The organism is Arenibacter sp. S6351L, assembly GCF_023016025.1.
Lineage (GTDB): Bacteria > Bacteroidota > Bacteroidia > Flavobacteriales > Flavobacteriaceae > Arenibacter > Arenibacter algicola_B.
This window is the reverse complement of the sequence record NZ_JALKBB010000031.1, coordinates 13,266-36,552: the sequence shown is the minus strand read 5'-3', so window position 1 is coordinate 36,552 and position 23,287 is coordinate 13,266. Positions and strand designations below refer to the sequence as shown.

The following is a 23,287-nucleotide window of genomic DNA, read 5'->3' as shown; positions in this document are numbered from 1 at the left end:
ATGGAATCGATTCAATCAATAAAACAACGCTTTGAAATCATTGGCAATGATGTAAAACTTAATCGTGCCATTGAAAAGGCCATTCAAGTGGCACCTACGGACATCTCTGTGTTGGTTACCGGGGAAAGTGGCGTTGGTAAGGAGGCCATTCCAAAAATTATACACTCGCTTTCCCATAGAAAACATGCCAAATACATTGCGGTCAACTGTGGAGCCATCCCCGAAGGCACCATAGACAGTGAACTTTTTGGTCACGAAAAAGGGGCTTTTACAGGAGCAACAGCCACTAGAAGCGGATATTTTGAGGTAGCCGATGGCGGTACCATATTTTTGGATGAAGTTGGAGAACTCCCCCTAACCACCCAAGTACGTCTTTTAAGGGTTTTGGAAAATGGGGAATTTTTAAAAGTAGGATCTTCCCAGGTCCAAAAAACAGATGTGAGAATAGTGGCCGCTACCAATGTTAATATGTTCGAGGCCATACAGAAGGAAAAATTCAGGGAGGACCTGTATTATCGACTAAGCACTGTAGAAATCAACATTCCCCCATTGCGTGAACGCAAGGAGGACATCCACTTACTATTTCGCAAGTTTGCATCGGATTTTGGGCAGAAATATAAAATGCCCACGATTCGCCTGGATGACGATGCCGTGCAATTGCTTTTAAAGTACAGATGGCCTGGAAACATTAGGCAGTTGAGAAACATTGCAGAACAGGTTTCCGTCTTGGAGGAAAGCAGGCTTATTTCCCTTGCCACCTTAAACGGTTACCTTCCCAGTTCCGGAAATACCAATCTCCCCGCCATTGTAGGCAAGGAAAAAAAAGAGGGCGACTTTAGCACGGAAAGGGAGATATTGTACAAGGTCCTTTTTGATATGAAAGGTGATCTGAACGATTTAAAGAAATTAACACTGGAATTGCTTAAACACAACGACAGCGAGAAAGTACAGGAAGAAAACGAAAATCTTATCCGAAAAATCTACGGGGATGACGAGGAGGAATATACGGAACAAGAGGAAAGCCCTAGCAAAATTTTGCAGCTTCCCGAGCCTTATATAGAAAAACCAATAGTTAAAACACCGCAAGAGGACAAGTATCACTTTGCGGAAGAAATAGAAGAGGAAGAAACCCTATCTTTACAGGACAAGGAAATAGAGCTCATAAAAAAATCCTTGGAACGAAATAAGGGTAAAAGAAAAGCTGCTTCTGCAGAATTGGGCATCTCGGAACGCACCCTGTACAGGAAAATAAAACAGTACGACCTTTAACAGTAGTCAGTAAAAAATACAAAAAGAAATTAATGATCAAGAGTAAACATATTATTTTAATGCTTGTACTAGTGGTAAGCATTTCTGGATGTGGTATCTATAACTTTACCGGGGGCGATGTGGGAACCGCCAAAACCTTTCAGGTCAATTATTTTCAGAACTACGCTTCCCAGAATCCAGGATCTACCTTTGAACCGGGAATGGACAGGGATTTTACACTGGCCCTACAGGATCTGATATTGAACCAGACCAGTTTGGATCTAGTTAAATCCAATGGGGATTTATTGTACGAAGGTGAAATTGTGGAGTACAGAATTTCACCTATGACGGCCACCTCCCAACAAACTGCGGCGCAAAACAGGCTAAGCATAGGGGTTAATGTAAGGTTCTTTAACAACACCAAGGAGGATGTAGATTTTGAACAACGATTTTCCTTCTTCTACGATTATCCGGCCAATTCCCAATTGGCGAGTGTTAAGGATGAGGCCCATCAGGTAATATTTGAACGTATTACCCAGGACATATTTAATAAATCATTGGCAGATTGGTAATTTATGAATGTACAGGACTTTACATATTTATTACAAAACCCTGATGAGGTGGTTTCCCCTGTGCAGACCAATCAACTGGAGGATGTATTGGCAGAGTACCCCTATTTCCAAGCAGCAAGGGCCATGCATCTAAAAGGCCTTAAGAACCTCAACAGTTTTAAATACAACAATGCCCTTAAACTAACCGCCGCTTATACTGCGGACAGGGATATTCTTTTCGATTTTATTACCTCCATAGATTTTCTGCAAAATACTATCGCCGATTCTATTTTGGGCAAATCCACCACCTTAAATGATACGCCAACAATTTCCGAAGAGATCGTATCCGAATTTAAAAAGGAAAGTGCACTTATAGAAGAATCGGATGACGAGCCCCTACCAAGGACAGTAAAGGATGCAGATGATATTTTGGATCCCTCCCTTTTTTCCTCCAAAGACCCGAAAATAGACAAGTCTATTTCGGACAATAAAAAAAAAGCTGAAGAGACACTGGAAATCGGGAAACCTTTAAATTTTACCAAAAAAGAAAAATATTCCTTTGGGGAATGGCTTCAATTAACCTCACATAAGCCAAAAAAGCTAAAATCCGAACCCAATACCACAAAAAAAGGAGTTGCCAAAACCAAGGTAGAACCCATTGCAAAGGTGGATAAACTAAAAAAGAAAAAATTTGATCTGATCGACAAATTCATTGAAACAAACCCCAAAATTGTACCCAAAGAAAATACCGTAAAAGTAGCAATCAAGGACTCCCTGAGCTTTGATAAAAATGAATTGATGACGGCCACTTTGGCCAAAGTATATTTGGAACAAAAGAAGTATAAAAAGGCTATTCAGGCCTACAAAATTTTAAGTTTGAAATATCCAGAAAAAAGTAGTTTCTTTGCAGACCGAATTAAAGCGGTAGAAAAGATACAACAAGAAAATAATTAAATAATGAATACAACATTTACAATATTCTTGGTCCTGATCATCCTAGTTTGCATCCTATTGATGCTCGTAATTATGGTGCAAAACCCTAAAGGTGGCGGATTGTCCTCATCCTTTGGCGGAAGTGGCAACCAAGTTGTAGGAGGCGTAAAGAAAACTGGAGACTTTTTGGATAAGAGTACCTGGACATTGGCAACCATATTGGTTGTCTTAATTTTACTTTCCAATGTAGCAATAAAGGGCAGTTTCAGTGATTCCGATTCAAAATTGCTTAACGGCGACCCAATTGAAACAACTGCACCGGATGCTTTGCCAGAAACTCCAATCCCTGCACCTGCCACTAATGGCACAAGCACCCCTGACAGTGCTGAATAATAAGAGAAAACACATTTAAAATATAAAAAATGCCAGCTTAAGTGACAAGCTGGCATTTTTGTTTAACAAAGTGTCAGTTTTTAGGCAATGGCATAATTTCTGCCTATTAAAATCAAACTTAAAAACATAAAATCTAAATAATATGGCTAAAGTTAGCATTAAACCATTAGCAGATAGAGTTCTAATAGAACCTATGGCTGCTGAAACAAAGACTGCATCTGGTCTTTACATCCCTGATACCGCAAAGGAAAAACCACAAAAAGGCAAGGTAGTTGCCGTTGGCCCTGGTACAAAAGATGAAAAAGTGACAGTTAAAGTTGGAGATACGGTGCTATATGGCAAGTATGCCGGTACTGAGCTAAAGCTTGAAGGTACCGAATATCTTATGATGCGCGAGAGCGACATATTAGCAATTATATAAAATTGCTCTTGTTCCCTGCACGCTGGGAAAATTCCAAACAACAAACTAAAGAGTATAACTAATTTCATTCCGTTTTATTTGGAATGATAAATGAAATTAAATTATGGCAAAAGATATAAAATTTGATATCGATGCAAGAGACGGCCTAAAAAGAGGTGTCGATGCATTGGCTAACGCAGTAAAAGTAACTTTGGGACCTAAAGGTAGAAATGTAATCATCAGTAAATCGTTTGGAGCTCCAAACATTACTAAGGATGGTGTTACCGTGGCCAAAGAAATTGAATTAGCGGACCCTCTTGAAAATATGGGCGCCCAAATGGTAAAGGAAGTTGCTTCCAAAACCAATGATTTGGCGGGTGATGGTACCACCACTGCGACCGTTCTTGCACAAGCTATCGTAAAAGAAGGTTTAAAGAACGTAGCTGCAGGTGCCAATCCAATGGACCTAAAAAGAGGTATCGACAAAGCAGTAGAGGCTATTGTTGAAGATTTGGCCAAGCAGACCAAAAAAGTAGGCGACTCTTCTGAAAAAATCAAACAAGTAGCAGCAATTTCTTCCAATAACGATGAAACTATTGGTGACCTTATTGCCCAAGCTTTCGGAAAAGTTGGTAAAGAAGGAGTAATTACTGTAGAGGAGGCCAAAGGAACTGATACTTACGTTGATGTTGTAGAAGGTATGCAATTCGACAGAGGATACCTTTCTCCATACTTTGTTACCGATTCTGAAAAAATGACAGCCGATTTGGAGAATCCTTACATATTATTATATGATAAGAAGATTTCTTCCATGAAAGATTTGTTGCCTGTATTGGAGCCGGTAGCACAATCCGGAAAACCTCTTTTGATCATTGCAGAGGATGTTGATGGAGAAGCTTTGGCTACATTGGTAGTGAACAAATTAAGGGGATCTTTAAAGATTGCTGCTGTTAAGGCACCAGGATTTGGGGACAGAAGAAAAGCTATGTTGGAGGATATAGCTATCCTTACAGGTGGAACCGTAATAGCCGAGGAAAGAGGCTTTACAATGGAAAATGCCACCTTGGATATGCTTGGTACCTGTGAAAAAATTACCATTGACAAGGACAATACAACCATTGTAAACGGTTCAGGTGTTCCAAAAACTATTAAGACAAGGGTTAACCAGATCAAATCCCAAATAGAGTCTACCACTTCGGATTACGACAAGGAAAAATTACAGGAGCGTTTGGCCAAATTGGCCGGTGGTGTTGCTGTTCTTTATGTTGGTGCTGCTTCTGAAGTAGAAATGAAAGAGAAAAAAGACAGGGTAGATGATGCCCTTCACGCTACAAGAGCTGCAGTTGAAGAAGGAATCGTTGCCGGTGGTGGTGTTGCTTTGGTAAGAGCAAAATCTGTACTTGCCAAAATCAAGACTGAAAATGCCGATGAGGAAACAGGTGTACAAATCGTTGCAAGAGCTATAGAAGCTCCTTTGAGAACCATCGTTGAAAATGCTGGCGGGGAAGGATCTGTAGTAGTTGCCAAAGTTTTGGAAGGCAAAGGCGATTTTGGATATGATGCCAAATCGGAGAAATATGTGGAAATGATCAAAGCGGGTATTATTGACCCTAAGAAAGTAACTAGAATTGCATTGGAAAATGCGGCATCTGTTGCTGGAATGATCTTAACTACAGAATGTGCATTGACCGATATTAAGGAAGATGCTCCTGCAGGTCCACCAATGGGTGGCGGAATGCCAGGAATGATGTAAGTTTTAAAATTTACAACAATAAAAAAACCGCATTTGGAATTCCAAATGCGGTTTTTCGTTTTTTGTTAAGCCCGTAAAAAAAACAATGCTATTAATGATGCTGCCCATCATCGGTATTATCCTCACGATACTTGCAACAAGGATGTACACTTTCATATGCTTCTTCCGTAGCCTTTAATTCCTTGGTATCATGCCCTACCCCGACTATGGCGGATTTTATTTCCATGGAATTTGTTTTTCTCTCATCAATGATCAACGATAATTGATGGGTCGGAATATCCCATAATGCGTATTTAACCCCTTTTACCGCTAAAGCTGCTTCCTCTATTCTCTCTTTGCACATGGCACATTTGCCATTCACCTCGAAACTCATTTTCTTATTTTTCTCTTGGCCGTAGCCAACTGCCGTTAAAAAGACAAACACGGCTCCTAAAACTAAATTTTTCATTGCTATACTCTTTAAGTTGAATAATTGTTTTTATATAAAACTATAATTTATATCTAAATCCTGCATAAAACATCCTGCCCATTATAGGCGCATACACCATGGTGGTATCAAAATTGGTACCAAAAGGGTCTTCGGCACCTACCACAGGGTTATCCTGCATAAAATTAGTCAAATTTTCCCCTCCCACATATATTTCAAAATTATTGTTGAACACTTTGGTAAGCTGCGCGTTCATTAAACTGTAGGATGGCGAATACTCTCCGGAACTATTGGCGGTATATGGCAAACGCTGTCTTCCCAAGGTATGCACCGTATAATCCATGCGCCATTGGGACCCGTTTTCCTTAGGAACAGTAGTATATCCCAGATTGGCAAAAAATCGATGTTGGGCCTGCAACGGTTTTTGAAGGGTGCCGCTTAAGTAATCGGTTTCCACATCATAAAATTTGTAAGCCGTCCTTAACTCAAAATTCTTTAAAGCATTATAATTTATTTCAAATTGAAAGCTTTTGGCCAAACTCTTTCCCTCCAGGTTATAAAATGACACTTCCAAAGGGTTCTCCCAATCCACCACCACTTGATTTTTAAAATTGGTAACGTAATAATCCAAGGTTATGTTACCCGTTTTACCGAACAAATTAAATCCCTGTATATAACTTGCACCATAATTCCAGGCATCTTCGGGATCCAACCCGTAAATACTGCTATTATCCCCTAGAACCCTTATCTGTCTAGAGGAGGCAAATAATTGTTGGTTTTCCGCAAAGATGTTGGCGGCCCGTTTTCCACGGCCAAAAGACCCCCTAAAGCTCCCTCTTTCCCATGGCATATAGCGCACATGCAATCTGGGTGTAACAAAAGTCCCCAAATTATTGTGGCTGTCCACTCTTATGCCAGCAGTTAAACTCCACTCCTTTAAATTGTCATAACTATACTCAAAAAAAGCTCCAATGGATTTGTCCACCCTAGAAAAATCCTGGGTATTCACCATTTCCCCATAACCATCATAGGCAAAGGTAATGCCTGTTTTAAATTTGCTCTTGGTATCCCCAATTATTGAATTGAACAGCAGGTTGGAATAAATACTTTCGTGATCAATATTATATTCATTAAAGCCAAAATAAGAATCCTGTTTGTGGATATTGTAGGCCGTTTGAAAACCAAGACTCTGAAAAGGTAGCTCCGGAAATACATAACCCAATTTTAAAGAAGTATCAAACCTTCTGGTATTTATTTCGCCCCCCCATGAATTGGTAGTGAATTTATCGGTAATAGGATCAAAATTTGTCTGCCCCACCTGTTTTTCATCATTTAGAAAACGAAGATTGATGAAACTCACCCAACCGGTACTTGGGTTTTGGTATTGCCACCTGTTCAAAACGTTTATTTGATTGCCCAAGGGAGCATCCAGAAACCCGTCCCCATTACCATCTTCCTTGGCGTCCCTCCGGTTGGTATGGAGATAAAGCCCTGTACTCCATTTATCCGTCAACTTCTTATTCAAATGGGTATTTAACTCCAACCTGCCATTCAAATTGGCATACCCATTAACAAATAAGGCCTTATCCGTTAGAGGTTTTACCAATTCCGTATTTATCTGACCCGAAATACTTTCGTAGCCATTAACCACACTACCCGCGCCTTTTGTAATCTGTATACTCTCCACCCAAGTTCCCGGGGTAAAGGTTAGCCCATAGGCCTGGGAGGCACCCCTTACCATTGGGATATTCTCTTGTGTTATCAATAAATAAGGACTGGTAAGTCCCAACATCTGTATTTGCTTTGTACCTGTCAGTGCATCCGAAAAGTTGACATCTATAGCCGGATTGGTTTCAAAGCTCTCGGACAGATTGCAACAGGCCGCTTTGAGTAATTCGGCACTATTTATGGTGACCACGTTCTGTGGGCTGAAATAGGATTTCTGTACGGCATCACGCTTCTTTTGAACCACTACCTCGTTTAAGGCATTGGAGGGTTTTAACCAGTGATTTACCATTTTAGGGGAATCAATGAACAAGGTGTCCGACTCAAAGCCCACATAGCTGATGACAAGTTGATTATACTCCTTTTTGAATGGAATTACAAAACTTCCATCCGTCTTGGTAATGGTTCCTGTTTGGGAATTCAACCAATAAACATTGGCTCCCGCTAGACCTAGGTGCTTATTTTCAGGATTGTCCTCCATGACCATACCCTCAATATTGTTCTGGGAGATAGCCAATAACGGAATCCATAAAAACATACTTACAAAAAAATTCTTCACTTATAATATTTTAATATTAGCAGATAATTGAAATCAAAAAAACCATCGGATTATCCAATTTCAAAAAATGGAAAACCGGGGTTACTACCAATAAAAAAATCAAATGAGGAAAACCTGGTCCAAGACATGTATATCTCTGACCAGTACGGGCGGTGGGTAATCGGCATGGGGAACATAGTGCTGCTCCCTTGGCTGAAATAGATTTATATAATAAGAAGCAAAGGCCACCAAAAATTGCTGCTGGCCCAAACTAAGATCATCATTGGAAATACTTAATTCGTCCTGTCCCTGAACAGAAATAATTTCGTCACTGCAGCAACCGTTGGAATCCTTATTCAGGGCTGCATTATCATTTAACAAAGGCATTTCCATACCACAGGTATCCGCTTCATGAAAAAAAGCAATATCCACCAAGGAGCCAAAGCAAAAATGCTTCTCTACTGTCCAGGAAACGGTGGAGACCAGCATAAAAAATGCCATTAACAGGGCCAGTATTTTATGGATCATTACTTTCATCAAGGCAAAAATAATCAAAAGTTATAACTCTATATTTTCCTTCCACAACATTAACTAAAATTTAGGGCAAAAATTGTCCAAATCAACAACAGATTGGAAGTTTAAGGAGGTTATGGCCCAAAGGATTTGGAAATAGCCTTATTTTTGCAAAAAATTATCCTATGCTCAGCACATTAAGACCAAAGGTTTCGGCAATTACAAACAGTACCCAAAAAAGTACAACCGAAAAAATGCAGGCCATATGCGAATTGCTAAAAGAGAATGTTCCCCATTACGATTGGGTAGGTTTCTATTTCAGAAACGGAAATAAAGAAGAGCTTAAATTGGGTCCGTATGCCGGCACCCCCACAGATCACACCATAATTCCGTTTGGCAAAGGAATTTGTGGGCAGGTAGCGGTCTCCAACCAAAACTTTGTAGTTCCCGATGTAATGGCCCAGGACAACTATATAGCATGCAGTATAACCGTTAAAGCGGAAATAGTAATCCCGCTATTTCTAAATGGCGAAAATATTGGCCAAATCGACATCGATTCCAATACTCCGGACCCATTTTCCGAAGAGGATGAGCACTTTTTGGAATACGTAAACCAAGAGGTGTCCAAAATTCTTTAAAACTTTAGGGCGATTGTTAATAAACGTGCTGATTTTTAAGCACAAAAAAATTACTTTTGTGTCCTTATAATCCATAACAACAATCACAACAAAATGAGTACCACTAAAAAAGCTTCCTCAGCCTTAATATCTGTTTTTCATAAAGATGGCCTAGAGCCATTGGTTAAAAAGTTTAATGAATTGGGAATTACCATCTATTCTACAGGCGGTACGGAAACATTCATTAAGGATTTAGGAATTGATGTAGTACCTGTAGAGGACGTTACCAGCTATCCATCCATATTGGGCGGTAGGGTTAAAACATTGCACCCTAAGGTATTTGGTGGTATTTTGAACCGTCAGGACAATAAAAGTGATCAGGAACAATTGAAGGAATTTGAAATTCCCCAATTGGATATCGTCATTGTAGATCTTTATCCTTTTGAAAAAACTGTTGCCAGTGGGGCTTCCGAACAGGATATTATTGAAAAAATAGACATAGGTGGTATATCTTTAATACGTGCGGCCGCCAAGAATTACAAGGATACGCTTTGCGTTTCCTCCATGAACGACTATGATGAAGTTCTGGATATGATTACCAAAGGAAATGGCAGCACTACTTTGGAAGACCGCAGACTTTTTGCGACAAAATCTTTCAATGTGTCATCCCATTATGATTCTGCCATCTTTAATTATTTCAACAAGAACCATGAAGAAGCTGCATTTAAATTAAGTGAAACCAACGGGCAAGTCCTGCGCTATGGTGAAAACCCACATCAAAAAGGTTTTTTCTTTGGTGATTTCGATGCGATGTTCAACAAACTTCACGGAAAGGAACTTTCCTATAACAATTTGTTGGATGTGGATGCCGCAGTCAACCTTATCCAAGAATTTAAGAACGATGCCCCCACCTTCGCCATATTAAAACACAATAATGCCTGTGGCCTTGCAACCAGACCAACAATTCACCAGGCCTATGTTGATGCCTTGGCAGGAGATCCTGTTTCGGCCTTTGGAGGAATATTGATCAGCAACGTTGAAATAGACAAGCCAACAGCCGAAGAAATACACAACCTGTTTTGCGAAGTGGTGATTGCCCCTAGCTACACTCCAGTGGCCCTAGACATCTTAAAAGGCAAGAAAAACAGAATTATTCTGGTACAGAATGAAGTTGACCTTCCAAAAATGACGGTTAGAACATGTTTGAATGGAGTTTTAGTGCAGGAAAAAGATGAAAAGACCGATAAAATTTCCGACCTTACCAATGCTACCAATAAAAAACCTACGGATAGGGAACTGGAAGATCTGATCTTTGCTTCAAAATTGTGTAAACACACCAAAAGTAACACCATTGTTCTTGCTAAAAACAAACAATTGTGCGCCAGCGGAACAGGCCAAACTTCTCGTGTAGATGCCCTAAACCAAGCTATCCACAAAGCCCAGTCTTTCAATTTTGATCTAAATGGAGCTGTATTGGCCAGTGATGCCTTCTTTCCTTTTCCAGATTGTGTAGAGATTGCGCATAAAAGTGGGGTAACCAGCGTTATACAGCCTGGAGGTTCCATTAAGGATCAACTTAGTATCGATTATTGTAATGAAAATGGAATTGCAATGGTAATGACTGGCACACGTCATTTTAAACATTAATTTTATTACTTTTAACGTTCAAACTGACATTTAAACCGAAATATAACAACATATAATGGGATTCTTTGATTTCTTAACCGAGGAGATTGCAATAGACTTAGGTACTGCCAACACCCTCATCATTCACAACGACAAAGTGGTGGTAGATAGTCCATCTATTGTAGCCAGGGACAGAATAAGTGGCAAAATCATTGCCGTTGGCAAGGAAGCCAATATGATGCAAGGAAAGACCCATGAAAATATAAAGACCATACGTCCTTTAAAGGATGGGGTTATTGCCGATTTTGATGCCTCTGAAAAGATGATCAATATGTTCATCAAGAACATACCCGCGCTAAAGAAAAAATGGTTTCCACCAGCCTTGAGAATGGTTATCTGTATCCCTTCGGGAATTACAGAGGTTGAAATGCGTGCCGTTAAGGAGTCCGCTGAACGTGTTAACGGAAAAGAGGTTTACCTTATTCATGAGCCAATGGCAGCTGCTATTGGTATCGGCTTGGATATAATGCAACCCAAAGGGAACATGATTGTTGATATAGGGGGTGGTACAACTGAAATTGCAGTAATTGCCCTGGGCGGAATTGTTTGCGACAAATCGGTGAAGATTGCAGGAGACGTTTTCACAAACGACATTATCTATTACATGCGTACGCAACACAACCTTTATGTTGGAGAGAGTACCGCAGAGAATATAAAGATTACCATTGGATCCGCCACAGAAGATTTACAGACCCCTCCGGACGAGATGTCCGTTCAAGGTAGGGACCTTCTAACCGGTAAACCAAAACAAGTATCCATTTCCTACCGCGAAATAGCCAAGGCCTTGGATAAATCCATTCTAAGGGTAGAGGATGCCGTTATGGAAACCCTATCACAAACGCCTCCCGAACTGGCAGCTGACATCTATAATACAGGTATTTATTTAGCTGGTGGCGGATCTATGCTCCGGGGACTTGACAGACGTTTGTCCCAAAAAACAGATCTACCGGTTTATATAGCGGAAGATCCACTAAGGGCAGTTGTAAGGGGTACTGGTATTGCTTTAAAAAATTTGGAGCGATATAAGAGTATTTTAATTAAATAGTTTATTTAATACCCTACCATCGGCACTACCTTTTTAAAAGGTTACAAATAGCAAACAGGCCTTAATTCCTTACTGGGCAGTTGCCCAAATAAGGTTTTACAAAACAATTTAAGTGAATGCGGCAGATTATCAACTTTATATTAAGATATAAAAATTTCTTGCTCTATCTTTTCCTGTTGATTATATCCTTGGCGCTGACCGTACAATCCCATTCCTATCACCGTTCCAAATACTTTAACTCTTCGAACTGGCTAACTGGAAATATCTATGCGACCACGAGCAATATAACCACCTATTTTGGCCTAGGGGAGGAAAACAAAAAATTAGTAGAGGAAAATAAGCGATTGCGGAACCTTCTTTTTAACCAAAAAAAGGAAGATTCCATGCAATTGGACACAACCAATATTACTTATAGGGTCATTGCTTCCCAAGTAATCAAGAACAGTTATAGCCTGCCTAGAAACTATATTACGATCAAAAAAGGAAGTGCACAGGGGATAAAACCCGATATGGGCGTTATTACTGCCAATGGAATTCTTGGAATAGTGGAAAATACATCCAAAAATTTTGCAACGGTACAGAGCATACTGAATACCAAATCCAGAATCAACGCAAAAATCAAGAACACCAACCATTACGGTTCATTGGTTTGGGATACGAAGGACTATAACACCGTACAACTTGCCGACGTTGAAAGATTGGTACCTGTAAAGATTGGGGACACTATAGTTACGGGTGCGAGTTCCAGCATCTTTCCTGAAAACATTCCCATAGGGATCATCAAGAATTTTGACCTGAACAATTCCCAAAGCTCATATAGTATAGACATTAAGCTCTTTAACAATATGGCCGCGGTTAGAAGCATTTACATAATAGATAACATTCAGCGGGAAGAAATAATAGAATTAGAAGCCAAGACCAATAATGATTCGCAATAGCTACTTTATTAACATAATTAGATTTGTACTATTAATTTTGGTGCAGGTATTGGTTTTTAATAAGCTCAATTTTTTTGGATATATAAACCCAATGGTGTATATTCTATTTCTCTATTGGTATCCCATTAAGGAAAAAAGACAATTGTTTCTACTGTTAAGTTTTCTTCTTGGTTTCTTGATAGATTTATTTTCGGACACCGTTGCCATTCATGCAGCAGCCACCGTTACCATTGCTTATTTGAGACCAACCATAATGCGCTTTTGTTTTGGGGTGAATTATGAATTCCAAAATTTTAAACTAACCAACACCACTAGGGCACAACAAATTACATTTTTAACGTTATTAATTATAATACACCATTTAGTTTTCTTTACCCTAGAAATTTTCAGTTTAGAAAATACACTGTTAATTTTGAAGAAAGTTTTAACTATCAGTATAGCCACTTTAATATTGTGCTTACTATTAAGTTCACTTTTTAGTGTTAAAAAAGAATGAGAAAAATCCTTTTATCCTCCATTATACTACTGGTTGGAATAACTTTTATCGGCAGATTATCCTATCTCCAGATATTTAGTTTTTCCCCCAATCAAATATTGGAAGATCCGGCCATAAAAGCAGTTTATGACTATCCGGAAAGGGGTTATATTTATGATAGAAACGGGAAACTTCTGGTAGCTAACCAGCCGGCCTATGACGTTATGGTCATTCCAAGGGAGGTAAAACCATTGGACACCCTTGAATTTTGCAACCTATTGGGAATAGATAAAGAAAGATTCATATCCCAGTTAAACAAGGCCAGAGTATATTCCCCTAGACTTCCTTCTGTTTTGGTACCTCAGCTATCCAAAGAAGACTATGGAAGGCTACAGGAAAAGATGCGGAGATTTGAAGGGTTCTATATTCAAAAAAGATCGCTACGATACTACGATACCAACAGTGGCGCCAACGTTTTGGGATACATCAGCGAAGTTAACGAATGGGATCTGGAAAGAAACCCATCCTACGCCGCGGGGGAATTAAAAGGAACTACCGGCATTGAAAAGGAATACGAGACCATCCTAAGGGGTCGCAAAGGCGTAAAACACATACAAAAAGACCGATTTAATAGGGATATTGGCCCATATAAGAACGGCACATTGGATACACTTCCTGAACAGGGAAAACAAATAACCGTCACTATAGACAAGATTCTTCAGGAATACGGTGAAAAGTTGATGACAGGGAAACATGGAGGAATAGTAGCTTTAGAACCCGCCTCCGGGGAGATATTGGCATTAATTTCGGGTCCAACCTACGACCCCGCCCTTTTGGTTGGCAGGGAAAGGTCAAGGAACTACAGCAAATTACATTACGACACCATTTCAAAGCCCACCTTTGACCGTTCCATTTTGGCCTCTCAATCCCCGGGATCGCCATTTAAGACCATAAACGCCCTGGTTGCCCTTCAAGAAGGGGCCATTACACCGGAAACTACTATTCATTGCTACAACGGTTTCTACGTTGGTAAAAGAAAAAGAGGCTGCCATTGCGGAGGAGGGACACGGAATTTAAATTCTGGCATATACCTCTCTTGTAACGCCTATTTTGCAGGGGCTTTTCGAAAAATTTACGACCAATTTCCAACTTCTGCTGAAGGCATGGATGTTTGGGAAAAACACGTAAAAAGTTTTGGCCTGGGAACTTTTTTGGGATATGACCTACCCACTGGAAGACCGGGACGAATACCCAACAAAGAATATTACAACAGAATTTATGGGGACAACAGATGGTCCTCTTCAACTATAATATCCAATTCCATAGGTCAAGGAGAAGTAGAGGTTACCCCTATTCAACTGGCCAATATGACCGCTGCCATTGCCAACAGAGGACATTATTTTACACCACATGTACTTAAAAAAATTGGCGGTGACCCAATCAGCATTCCAGAATTCACAGAAGCCAAACATACCACCATCGACAAAAGACATTTTGAACCGGTTGTACAGGGAATGGCCGAAGTATACAAAAAAGGTACGGCGGCCAGGCTCCAAATAGAGGGAATCGAAATTGCCGGTAAAACAGGAACGGTAGAAAACTTTACAAGAATCAATGGGGTTCGTACCCAACTAACGGACAACTCTGTTTTTGTTGCCTTTGCACCCGTAGACAATCCAAAAATAGCCATCGCCGTTTACATTGAGAATGGATACTTTGGATCACGATATGCAGGCCACATTGCCTCCTTAATGATTGAAAAATATCTAAAAGGTGAAATAACCCGGGTAGACTTGGAAAAAAGAATGCTGGAAAAAACATTGGAAGAAGAATATGCAAAGCCTTACAGCGGACAACCCTTTAAAATAAATGAGCGTGTCTGGTAAAAGTGTCCTAAAACGCCTGGATTGGTTTAGCGTTCTAATTTACATTTCCCTAGTTTTTATCGGTTGGATAAATATTTATTCCAGCACCTTTACCGACGACAACCCATCCATATTCAATTTTTCCTCATTACATGGAAAACAATTGTTTTTTATTGGAACAAGTGCCGTGTCCATTATTATTATCCTCGCTTTGGAAGCCAATTTCTACGAACGATTTTCCAGTCTGTTTTACATTGTATCCGTAGTATTGCTCCTGGGTCTTTTTGTATTTGGAAAGACTATTGCCGGGGCAACCTCTTGGTACGACCTTGGTTTTTTCAACCTTCAACCCTCTGAATTTGCCAAAGTTGCCACCGCACTTGCCCTGGCCAAATATTTAAGTGATATACAGACAGATATAAAGCGGCAGAAAGATCAAATGATTGCCATTTTAATTATATTGATACCCGCATTCTTGATCATTCCCCAACCAGACCCAGGAAGTGCCTTGGTCTTCTTTGCCTTGATCTTTGTTATTTTTAGGGAAGGTCTCCCACTCTATTATCTTGGAATAGGGTTTATGGTGATTCTTATTTTTATTTTAACGCTAATGTTCGGTACTATTTGGGTCAGCATAATCCTTGGGCTGTTATTGGCGCTGTTCCTATTATTAAAAAAGCCATCCTTCAAGGTGCCCATAATACCGGTTGCCCTTATTTACGTAGCCATTGTTCTATTCTCCCTTTCGGTCAATTTTGTTTTTAATTCCGTTTTTGAACAAAGGCATAGGGATCGCTTTAGTCTATGGCTTCGATTGGAAAAGGACCCGAAGAAATTGGAAGAGATCCGAAGGGACATCGGTTACAACACCTATCAATCCGAAAAAGCTATTGAATCGGGCGGAAAATACGGGAAAGGATTTTTGGAGGGAACGCGCACCAAAGGGGATTTTGTCCCTGAACAACATACAGATTACATATTTAGCACCGTTGGTGAGGAATGGGGATTTGTAGGCACTGCCACCGTGGTAATTCTATTTACCACCTTACTATTACGGCTGGTATACCTATCCGAACGCCAAAAAAACGACTTTAGTCGTATGTACGGTTATGGCGTAATCTCTATATTGTTTGTACACTATTTCATAAATATAGGTATGGTTATAGGAGTACTGCCTACCATTGGAATACCTCTGCCCTTTTTCAGCTATGGAGGTTCTGGTTTGTTGTTTTTTACGGCACTATTGTTCATTTTCTTAAAATTGGATGCCAATAGATTAAATGAACTGACTTAAAATCTCCAACCGCTGGTACTTAAACCGGCTTCCAAAAAATCCTCTTGTTCATCGGGCAATCCGGCAAAGAAATCGATACCCGTCAATTTTTCAATTGAATCCACTGGGACCACAAATTGATCCAATTTCCCGTTATCTTGCTTATTGGGAAAAAGGAATCCTATGATCTTTAGATTTTCACCCTGTCCCTTAGCTACGATTTTATAAAAATATTTCGGAACGGCCACATCCTCATCCCCTATACTGGACAACCCCCCTTCCAAAACTCCTGCAGTTACAACAAATAATGGTCCATCCTTTTTGGCCCAATACCGCACCTGCTGCTCCAATCTATTCCAGACTCCTGCGTTAAAATCCCTGTCCTGTGGGGTAATATTGCTCGTATAAAAAGTTTCATTATAGGCGTTTTTCGAGAATCTGCGATCCCCAGCCGGACACAAATGGCCCCTATCATAGCCCGAACCTTTGTAGTTCCTCCAATCTGCGGATTTGCTGCTCACCTTAGGGTCCTCAAGAAAAAGAGGTCTTTTCCTATCATCATTGGTTAAATGGGATTTCTCCAAAACATAGGCCACCCACTCCGCCTGTTCATAAGCTTCGTTATAGGACAGGGCAAAATGGGCGTGCTGTACTATTTCACCGGTGGTGGAACTAGGCCATAGCCATTGCGGAATCTCTGTCCTATTTCCCTCCCCTTCTGGTGAGGAATATGGGGCGGGCGTATAAAAATTCTCGAACATCCAAAATAGGACCACACAAACCAGCATCAGGGTGGTATAAATTATCCTATTTTTCCTATATTTATTCATAGTGTAAATATAGATTAAAACTACCATTCGGGAATTTCCACAGGTGTAAGTATTGGTCTTTTTGTACGACCAATTTGCTGTACATAAATGTTTATGACCAAAACATTTTAACACTCCCAATACCAATAAAGAAAGCTATTAATTATTTGCAATACCGATTACTATTTAAACAATAAAAAAGAAAGGAAAATATTCATGCTAACTTGGAAAGACGTTATTAATTACAGTGTTAAGGGAAACCCACAACCTGATAAAAGAGTGGAGAAAACAGAAAAGGAATGGCTGGAACTACTAACTCCTGAACAATTTAGGATTACTAGAAACAAAGGAACCGAAGCGCCACATAGCGGAGCTCTCTGCAGTACCCATGAGGCAGGGAAATACAGTTGCGTATGTTGCGAAACTCCTTTATTCGATTCCACCATAAAATTTAATTCGGGAACCGGCTGGCCCAGTTTTACACAGCCCATAAAAGAAAACGCCATTAAGTACCATAAGGACACTTCCTTTGGTATGGTAAGGGTAGAAGTAATGTGCAATACCTGTGATGCCCATTTGGGGCATGTGTTTCCGGACGGGCCAGAACCCAGTGGCTTGCGGTATTGTATTAATTCAGAATCCATGAAAATAATTAAAGTAAGGGTATCAGATGAACAATAAAAAATTAGAAACCGCTACCGTAGGAGGCGGATGCTTTTGGTGTGTAGAAGCCATTTTTCAGGAAGTGAATGGAGTACAAAAGGTAATTTCGGGATATACTGGCGGAAATGCACCGGGCAGACCCACTTATAGGGAGGTTTGTTCTGGTCTTACCGGCCATGCGGAAGTGGTACAAATAACATTTGACGCCAATATCATCTCCTATGAGGACATCTTGGTCATATTTATGACCAGCCATGACCCAACCACCTTAAATAGACAAGGAGCGGATGTAGGGACACAATATCGATCTGTAATATACTATCACGATAATACCCAAAAAGAAATTGCCGGGTTGGTTCTAAAGGAAGTGGCCCCATATTACGAGCAGGCCATTGTTACAGAAATAAGTCCTTTGGAAACCTTTTACGAAGCCGAAGAATATCACCAGGATTATTATAGGAACAACCAGTCGCAGGGCTACTGCAGTGCCGTTATCTCGCCAAAATTGAGCAAGCTAAGAAAAATGCATGCCGATAAAATTAAAAAAACCAAGGTATAGGAGCATCTAGTATTGCAATAGCCTAGTTTGGGACCAATTAAAAAGGAAAAGTATAAAGCCCATAGCAAAAGTCCAATAGTTGAGTTAATCTTATTAATCTCTGCCCAATCCGTATTTATCCAATACGGTAGGCATTAAAAAGCAATTCCACCTCATGTGGAAATTATGCTCATCAAAATTTAGAGCGAGTAAAAAATGCACAATAACACAAATACAGGTAATTTGACAGTACAACACGAAAAAGACAATAAGAGATTTACCATGGCTATTAATGGCGAAATTGCCAAGGTGGAATACCAGTTACGGGATGATAAAATGTATTTGACCTATTCGGAGATACCTCTTAAACTTAGGGGAAAAGGATATGGCAAGGAACTAGTGGAAGGTACCTTTGAGCAATTAACAAAAGAAGGATATAAGGCAGTAGCTGTATGTTCCTATATAAAGGCCGTTGCTAGAAGAAGTGAAAAATGGAACTCGATAATTGAATAAACACCTTATGAACCTTAATATTAAAGACACCTTTAATACTGAACTCCCCGCCGACCCTGTCCATGAAAATACAAGAAGACAGGTCATGCAGGCATGCTTCTCTTTTGTTACACCAAAAACGACCGCAAAACCCAGTATGATCCATGCTTCGAATGAATTGGCCCAGGATCTGGGGCTGACCGAAGACGATCTCAAGTCCGAGGAGTTCAAAAGTATTTTTAGTGGAAACTCTGTTTTACCTGGCACCAATCCTTATGCCATGTGCTACGGAGGACATCAATTTGGTAATTGGGCCGGACAACTGGGAGATGGCCGTGCTATTAATTTATTTGAAGTTAACCATAATAATAAACAATGGGCACTACAACTAAAGGGCGCCGGGGAGACTCCTTATTCCAGAACTGCCGATGGACTGGCGGTATTGCGTTCCTCTATTAGGGAATACTTGTGCAGTGAAGCCATGTACCACTTGGGAGTACCTACCACCAGGGCACTATCACTGGCGCTCACAGGAGACCAGGTGCTAAGGGATGTGCTATACAATGGCAACCCTGAATACGAAAAGGGAGCCGTGGTGTGCAGGGTGGCACCCTCTTTTATACGCTTTGGAAATTTTGAAATTTTTTCCGCGAGACAGGATAAAAAAACTCTAAAAACAATCACGGATTATACTATAAGGCATTTCTTTCCCCATTTAAAGGAGGGTACCAAGGAAGGGTATCTTCACTTTTTCAGGGAGGTCACCAACAATACCCTTGATATGATCATACACTGGCAACGTGTAGGCTTTGTACATGGGGTAATGAATACCGATAACATGTCCATTCTTGGTCTCACTATAGATTACGGCCCCTATGGCTGGCTGGAAGGTTACGAGGAAGGTTGGACCCCCAATACTACCGACCGACAGTATAAACGCTATAGATATGGGAATCAAATAAACATTGGCCTTTGGAACCTTTATCAATTGGCAAATGCCCTCTTCCCTTTAATTGAGGATGTTAAGGAACTTGAAGACATATTAATGGAATACCGTAATAATTATTCCACAAAATATCTCTCGATGATGAAATCCAAAATTGGTCTTTTTAACTCTGACGAAGATGACGCAGAGCTTTTGGGTAGATTGGAAGACAACTTACAATTGACCGAAACCGATATGACCATATTTTTTAGAAATCTGAGCAGTATTACAAAGGATAGCCCCACAAATGAAGACTTTTTAGCCCCAGTGATGCATGCCTTTTACACACTAGAAGAAGTTAAGGGAGACATCCTTGAAAAATGGAAGCAATGGTTTACTGACTACAAAAATAGATTGCAAAAGGAAAGTATTGGCGACAGTCAAAGAGCGGAAAAAATGAACACTGTAAACCCTAAATATGTCTTGAGAAATTATATGGCGCAACTGGCCATAGATGCTGCGGACAAAGGGGATTACTCCTTGTTGGATGAGTTTTTCCAATTATTAAAAAACCCATATCATGAACAACCGTCAGCCGAAAAATGGTTTGCTAAGCGACCGGAATGGGCCAGGCACAAAGTAGGATGCTCCATGCTCTCCTGTAGTTCGTAGACCAGGAAAACATTATATCCTTGACAAATGCTATTAAAAAAAATAAAAACCATCCCATTGGGCTACTCTACCGTCCTGTGCTATGGCAAAAAATATGCCCTTACCCGAACCGATTTTAATGAAGGAAGGAGTACTAAAGTATATGCCGAGGAATTGGGCGGGAAAGATTTCATCAGTTTTAACTTTTATATTTCGGAAAAGGGAGAGAAATTAAAACCATGTGAAATGTCCCCCGAAAAGGTAATGGACTTTTTAAATAATTACTTCTTATTACAATGAGCACAACAAAATGAATTTCATAAAAAAACCTGCCACAAGAGCAGGTTTTATTTATTATGATTATCTACAATTAACCTTTTACACTGGCCAATTTAGAATTCTTTATATTACTTAATTTAAGATCCTGCAAGACATTAACAGCTTCCTCAACATAAACATCCTTGGCCAAATCTTTATGCCAACGATCACGCTTTTCCCTTAATACCGAATCCTTTACAAACAACTCTTTTTCATATTGCAAAGATTCAAAGGTTAGGTGTGAATCGTAGTCCGAAATGGTTTTGAAATACTTGGCCTTTTCCTTATCCAATTCCAATCCTTTCTTATATTCTTCATATTTCAAAGAAACAACAGTTTCATCCTGCGCTTTTTTGATCCATTGCGCATTTTCTTCAATCAATTTTATTTGATTGTTCTGAGCCATTCTTTTAGTGCTGTTGGCAATAGTGGACTCATAGTCAATATAGCCATCCCAAGGAGTATACTCCGCTGGGGAAATCTTGTCCCAGGTCAAAGGATTTTCCTGATCTCTTTCTCCTAGGTCTATATAACTATAGCGATCTGGAACAACAACATCGCTCTTAACCCCTTCCAATTGGGTAGATCCTCCATTTATTCTATAGAATTTTTGAGTAGTAAGCTTTATAGCCCCAAGATCTCCGTGCTCATTACCTCTTACAATATTCTCCAAGGGGATTACATTTTGAACCGTTCCCTTACCGAAGGTTTGTTTGCTACCAATAACCACCCCTCTTTTATAATCTTGCATGGCCGCAGCCAAAATTTCGGATGCAGAGGCCGATAATTCATTTACCAAAATCACTAAAGGTCCATCCCATTGTATACGTTCGTCCTTATCATTGTAAACTTCTGGTTTTTTATCCGTAGACCTTACCTGGACAATTGGTCCGTCCTTAATAAATAACCCAGCCATTTCCACAACTGTTTTAAGGGATCCACCACCATTATCACGTAGGTCCAGGATTAAGCCCTCGGCTCCGGCTTGTTTTAATCTTTCTACTTCTTGGGCCACGTCCGTAGCGGCGTTTCTTTCATTATAGTCCTCAAAATCTACATAAAATTTGGGTAGATTAATAAGTCCGTATTTTTGATTGCCCTTTATTACGGCCGCAGATTTGGCATAGGACTCTTCCAATTCAACAACATCCCTGGTAAGGGAGATTACCACTAGGGAACCATCCACTTTTCTAACGGTCAAATCAACGATAGTACCTTTGGGACCTTTTATAAACTTAATGGCATCATCCAAACGCATACCAACAATATCCACCGGTGCTTCCCCATTTTGTCCTACTTTTAGTATCTCATCACCCACTTCCAATTGCTGATCTCTCCAAACGGGTCCACCAGATATAATCTCTACTATTTTTGTCTGATCTTTTTTCTTTTGAAGTCGGGCACCAATACCTTCAAATTTACCTGACATACTGGTATCAAATTTTTCTTTGTCGTCCGGAGCAAAATAGAAGGTATGTGGATCAAATACTTCAACAATGGTATTCAAGTATTGTACAAACCAATCCTTACGTTCCAGGTCATCCACAAAATCGAAATAATCATCCAAGGTATTTTTGGTAGATTCCCTTGCAGCCTTTTCAGCCTGCGCTGGGGTCAATGGTCCGGTAGCACTGTTATCCTCTTCAAATACAGCAGGCTCATCCCCATCTGTGCTGGCCTTGGCAGATTCCTTGTTCAAATTCAGTTTGGAATCGTAAGTACCTAAAGTGGCATATTTTAACTGCTTTCTCCAACGCTCTTTCAAATCTTTGCGAGAGTCCACATATCCTTGACCATCGTAATTGATCTCAATAGATTCGTCCACCGAGTAATCAAAAGGTTCATCTAAAACCTCCTTGTAAATTTCCTTGGCGTCCTCCATTCGCTTCAATAGACGCTGGTAGACCATATCAAAAAAAGTTATATCGGTATTCTTTATCTGATCATCCAACTGAAACTTATATTTTTCAAATTCCTGAATGTCGCTTTCCAAAAAATATCTTTTTGTTGGATCCAAAATATCCAAAAAACCTTCAAAAACATTAACGGAAAAATCATCGTCAATATCTTTTGGCTGGTAATGGCCGCGTTCCAAGACATAGGTAATAAGGTCCAACAACAATTTGTCCTTGTCATCAGTTTCAAATGATTTGTTGGTAAAACTGCATGAAGCTACCGCAACAAGCATTACAATCAATGCGTAGGCTAAATTTCTTTTCATCTATTCTTTTTTATTGTTTTTCCACATTTGGAGTAGTTTTTTAAACAGAAACCACCCCTCCATTTTATAATCTTACAATCATCTAAAATTAATCAAACCACCTCTGCAATCCAAGTTTTGCCTTTTAAAAGTGGTCTAATATGCCAATTACTCTAAGATAACGAAAAAATCGTGCCATTTTATGCCTATCTGCCATTAATCTTTTGTTAATATCTCAATTGCCTTGGACACTCACAAAGGTTGGAAGTAAATTGCCATTTCTATAAATTCAGTGTAAAATTTGAGTATCT

23 protein-coding genes are annotated in these 23,287 nt (G+C 39.9%); 18 read left to right on the top strand and 5 right to left on the bottom strand.

Annotated elements, in window-relative coordinates:
• The 6 genes from MWU82_RS20170 (at position 1) to groL (ending at position 5,278) form a co-directional block, all read left to right on the top strand.
• Positions 1 to 1,269, top strand: coding sequence for a sigma-54 dependent transcriptional regulator (locus MWU82_RS20170; RefSeq protein WP_247097703.1), 1,269 nt, complete (start codon positions 1 to 3; stop codon positions 1,267 to 1,269).
• 32 nt (positions 1,270 to 1,301) lie between these two features.
• On the top strand, positions 1,302 to 1,820 hold the full coding sequence (locus tag MWU82_RS20165) for an LptE family protein (RefSeq protein ID WP_215949407.1): 519 nt from the start codon (positions 1,302 to 1,304) through the stop codon (positions 1,818 to 1,820).
• A gap of 3 nt (positions 1,821 to 1,823) precedes the next feature.
• Complete coding sequence (locus MWU82_RS20160; RefSeq protein WP_215949408.1) at positions 1,824 to 2,753, top strand: hypothetical protein; 930 nt, start codon at positions 1,824 to 1,826, stop codon at positions 2,751 to 2,753.
• Between the two features lie 3 nt (positions 2,754 to 2,756).
• Positions 2,757 to 3,125 carry a preprotein translocase subunit SecG gene (gene secG / locus MWU82_RS20155; RefSeq protein WP_215949409.1) on the top strand — a complete coding sequence of 123 codons (369 nt, stop codon included), beginning with the start codon at positions 2,757 to 2,759 and terminating at the stop codon, positions 3,123 to 3,125.
• A gap of 142 nt (positions 3,126 to 3,267) precedes the next feature.
• Complete coding sequence (locus MWU82_RS20150) at positions 3,268 to 3,546, top strand: co-chaperone GroES (RefSeq protein ID WP_072860635.1); 279 nt, start codon at positions 3,268 to 3,270, stop codon at positions 3,544 to 3,546.
• A gap of 103 nt (positions 3,547 to 3,649) precedes the next feature.
• Entirely contained in the window at positions 3,650 to 5,278 is a 1,629-nt protein-coding gene (gene groL, locus MWU82_RS20145) for a chaperonin GroEL (protein ID WP_215949410.1), read from the top strand.
• 91 nt (positions 5,279 to 5,369) lie between these two features.
• Here the strand turns inward: groL and MWU82_RS20140 are convergent, their stop codons facing one another.
• The 3 genes from MWU82_RS20140 to MWU82_RS20130 form a co-directional block, all read right to left on the bottom strand.
• Positions 5,370 to 5,726, bottom strand: coding sequence for a metal transporter (locus MWU82_RS20140; RefSeq protein WP_215949411.1), 357 nt, complete (start codon positions 5,724 to 5,726; stop codon positions 5,370 to 5,372).
• A gap of 40 nt (positions 5,727 to 5,766) precedes the next feature.
• Positions 5,767 to 7,968, bottom strand: a complete 2,202-nt coding sequence (locus MWU82_RS20135) for a TonB-dependent receptor (RefSeq protein ID WP_247097717.1) — start codon at positions 7,966 to 7,968, stop codon at positions 5,767 to 5,769.
• A gap of 120 nt (positions 7,969 to 8,088) precedes the next feature.
• On the bottom strand, positions 8,089 to 8,505 hold the full coding sequence (locus MWU82_RS20130; RefSeq protein WP_247097702.1) for a hypothetical protein: 417 nt from the start codon (positions 8,503 to 8,505) through the stop codon (positions 8,089 to 8,091).
• Positions 8,506 to 8,666: 161 nt separating this feature from the next.
• Between MWU82_RS20130 and MWU82_RS20125 the strand changes: the two genes are divergently transcribed.
• From MWU82_RS20125 to rodA, 7 genes are all read left to right on the top strand, one after another.
• On the top strand, positions 8,667 to 9,119 hold the full coding sequence (locus MWU82_RS20125) for a GAF domain-containing protein (RefSeq protein ID WP_215949412.1): 453 nt from the start codon (positions 8,667 to 8,669) through the stop codon (positions 9,117 to 9,119).
• Positions 9,120 to 9,212: 93 nt separating this feature from the next.
• Positions 9,213 to 10,745: a bifunctional phosphoribosylaminoimidazolecarboxamide formyltransferase/IMP cyclohydrolase gene (gene purH, locus MWU82_RS20120; RefSeq protein ID WP_247097701.1), complete on the top strand. Its 1,533-nt coding sequence runs from the start codon at positions 9,213 to 9,215 to the stop codon at positions 10,743 to 10,745.
• A 55-nt stretch (positions 10,746 to 10,800) separates the two neighbouring features.
• A complete protein-coding gene (locus tag MWU82_RS20115; RefSeq protein WP_069858480.1) occupies positions 10,801 to 11,829 on the top strand; it encodes a rod shape-determining protein in 1,029 nt (342 codons plus the stop codon).
• A gap of 116 nt (positions 11,830 to 11,945) precedes the next feature.
• Positions 11,946 to 12,767, top strand: coding sequence for a rod shape-determining protein MreC (gene mreC / locus MWU82_RS20110; protein ID WP_215949414.1), 822 nt, complete (start codon positions 11,946 to 11,948; stop codon positions 12,765 to 12,767).
• The gene (gene mreD / locus MWU82_RS20105; RefSeq protein WP_215949415.1) at positions 12,754 to 13,263 is read left to right on the top strand and encodes a rod shape-determining protein MreD; all 510 of its coding nucleotides are present in this window, start codon (positions 12,754 to 12,756) and stop codon (positions 13,261 to 13,263) included. The genes mreC and mreD overlap by 14 nt, the downstream gene beginning before the upstream one ends.
• On the top strand, positions 13,260 to 15,128 hold the full coding sequence (locus MWU82_RS20100) for a penicillin-binding transpeptidase domain-containing protein (RefSeq protein ID WP_215949416.1): 1,869 nt from the start codon (positions 13,260 to 13,262) through the stop codon (positions 15,126 to 15,128). The genes mreD and MWU82_RS20100 overlap by 4 nt, the downstream gene beginning before the upstream one ends.
• A complete protein-coding gene (rodA, locus tag MWU82_RS20095) occupies positions 15,118 to 16,401 on the top strand; it encodes a rod shape-determining protein RodA (RefSeq protein WP_215949762.1) in 1,284 nt (427 codons plus the stop codon). Before MWU82_RS20100 ends, rodA begins: the two co-directional genes overlap by 11 nt.
• Here the strand turns inward: rodA and MWU82_RS20090 are convergent.
• Positions 16,398 to 17,210, bottom strand: coding sequence for a DNA/RNA non-specific endonuclease (locus tag MWU82_RS20090; RefSeq protein ID WP_247097700.1), 813 nt, complete (start codon positions 17,208 to 17,210; stop codon positions 16,398 to 16,400). The genes rodA and MWU82_RS20090 overlap by 4 nt on opposite strands.
• Before the next feature lie 195 nt (positions 17,211 to 17,405).
• Here MWU82_RS20090 and msrB point away from each other — a divergent pair, with 195 nt between their 5' ends.
• From msrB to MWU82_RS20065, 5 genes are all read left to right on the top strand, one after another.
• Complete coding sequence (gene msrB / locus MWU82_RS20085) at positions 17,406 to 17,870, top strand: peptide-methionine (R)-S-oxide reductase MsrB (RefSeq protein ID WP_247097699.1); 465 nt, start codon at positions 17,406 to 17,408, stop codon at positions 17,868 to 17,870.
• Positions 17,860 to 18,411 carry a peptide-methionine (S)-S-oxide reductase MsrA gene (gene msrA, locus MWU82_RS20080; protein ID WP_215949419.1) on the top strand — a complete coding sequence of 184 codons (552 nt, stop codon included), beginning with the start codon at positions 17,860 to 17,862 and terminating at the stop codon, positions 18,409 to 18,411. The genes msrB and msrA overlap by 11 nt, the downstream gene beginning before the upstream one ends.
• 195 nt (positions 18,412 to 18,606) lie before the next feature.
• Entirely contained in the window at positions 18,607 to 18,903 is a 297-nt protein-coding gene (locus tag MWU82_RS20075; protein WP_247097698.1) for a GNAT family N-acetyltransferase, read from the top strand.
• Positions 18,904 to 18,910: 7 nt separating this feature from the next.
• Positions 18,911 to 20,479: a protein adenylyltransferase SelO gene (locus MWU82_RS20070; RefSeq protein ID WP_247097697.1), complete on the top strand. Its 1,569-nt coding sequence runs from the start codon at positions 18,911 to 18,913 to the stop codon at positions 20,477 to 20,479.
• A 27-nt stretch (positions 20,480 to 20,506) separates the two neighbouring features.
• Positions 20,507 to 20,758: a peptide methionine sulfoxide reductase gene (locus tag MWU82_RS20065; RefSeq protein WP_215949421.1), complete on the top strand. Its 252-nt coding sequence runs from the start codon at positions 20,507 to 20,509 to the stop codon at positions 20,756 to 20,758.
• Positions 20,759 to 20,828: 70 nt separating this feature from the next.
• On the opposite strand, the gene MWU82_RS20060 is transcribed toward MWU82_RS20065, so the two are convergent.
• On the bottom strand, positions 20,829 to 22,997 hold the full coding sequence (locus MWU82_RS20060; protein WP_215949422.1) for a carboxy terminal-processing peptidase: 2,169 nt from the start codon (positions 22,995 to 22,997) through the stop codon (positions 20,829 to 20,831).
• Positions 22,998 to 23,287: the final 290 nt, after the last annotated feature.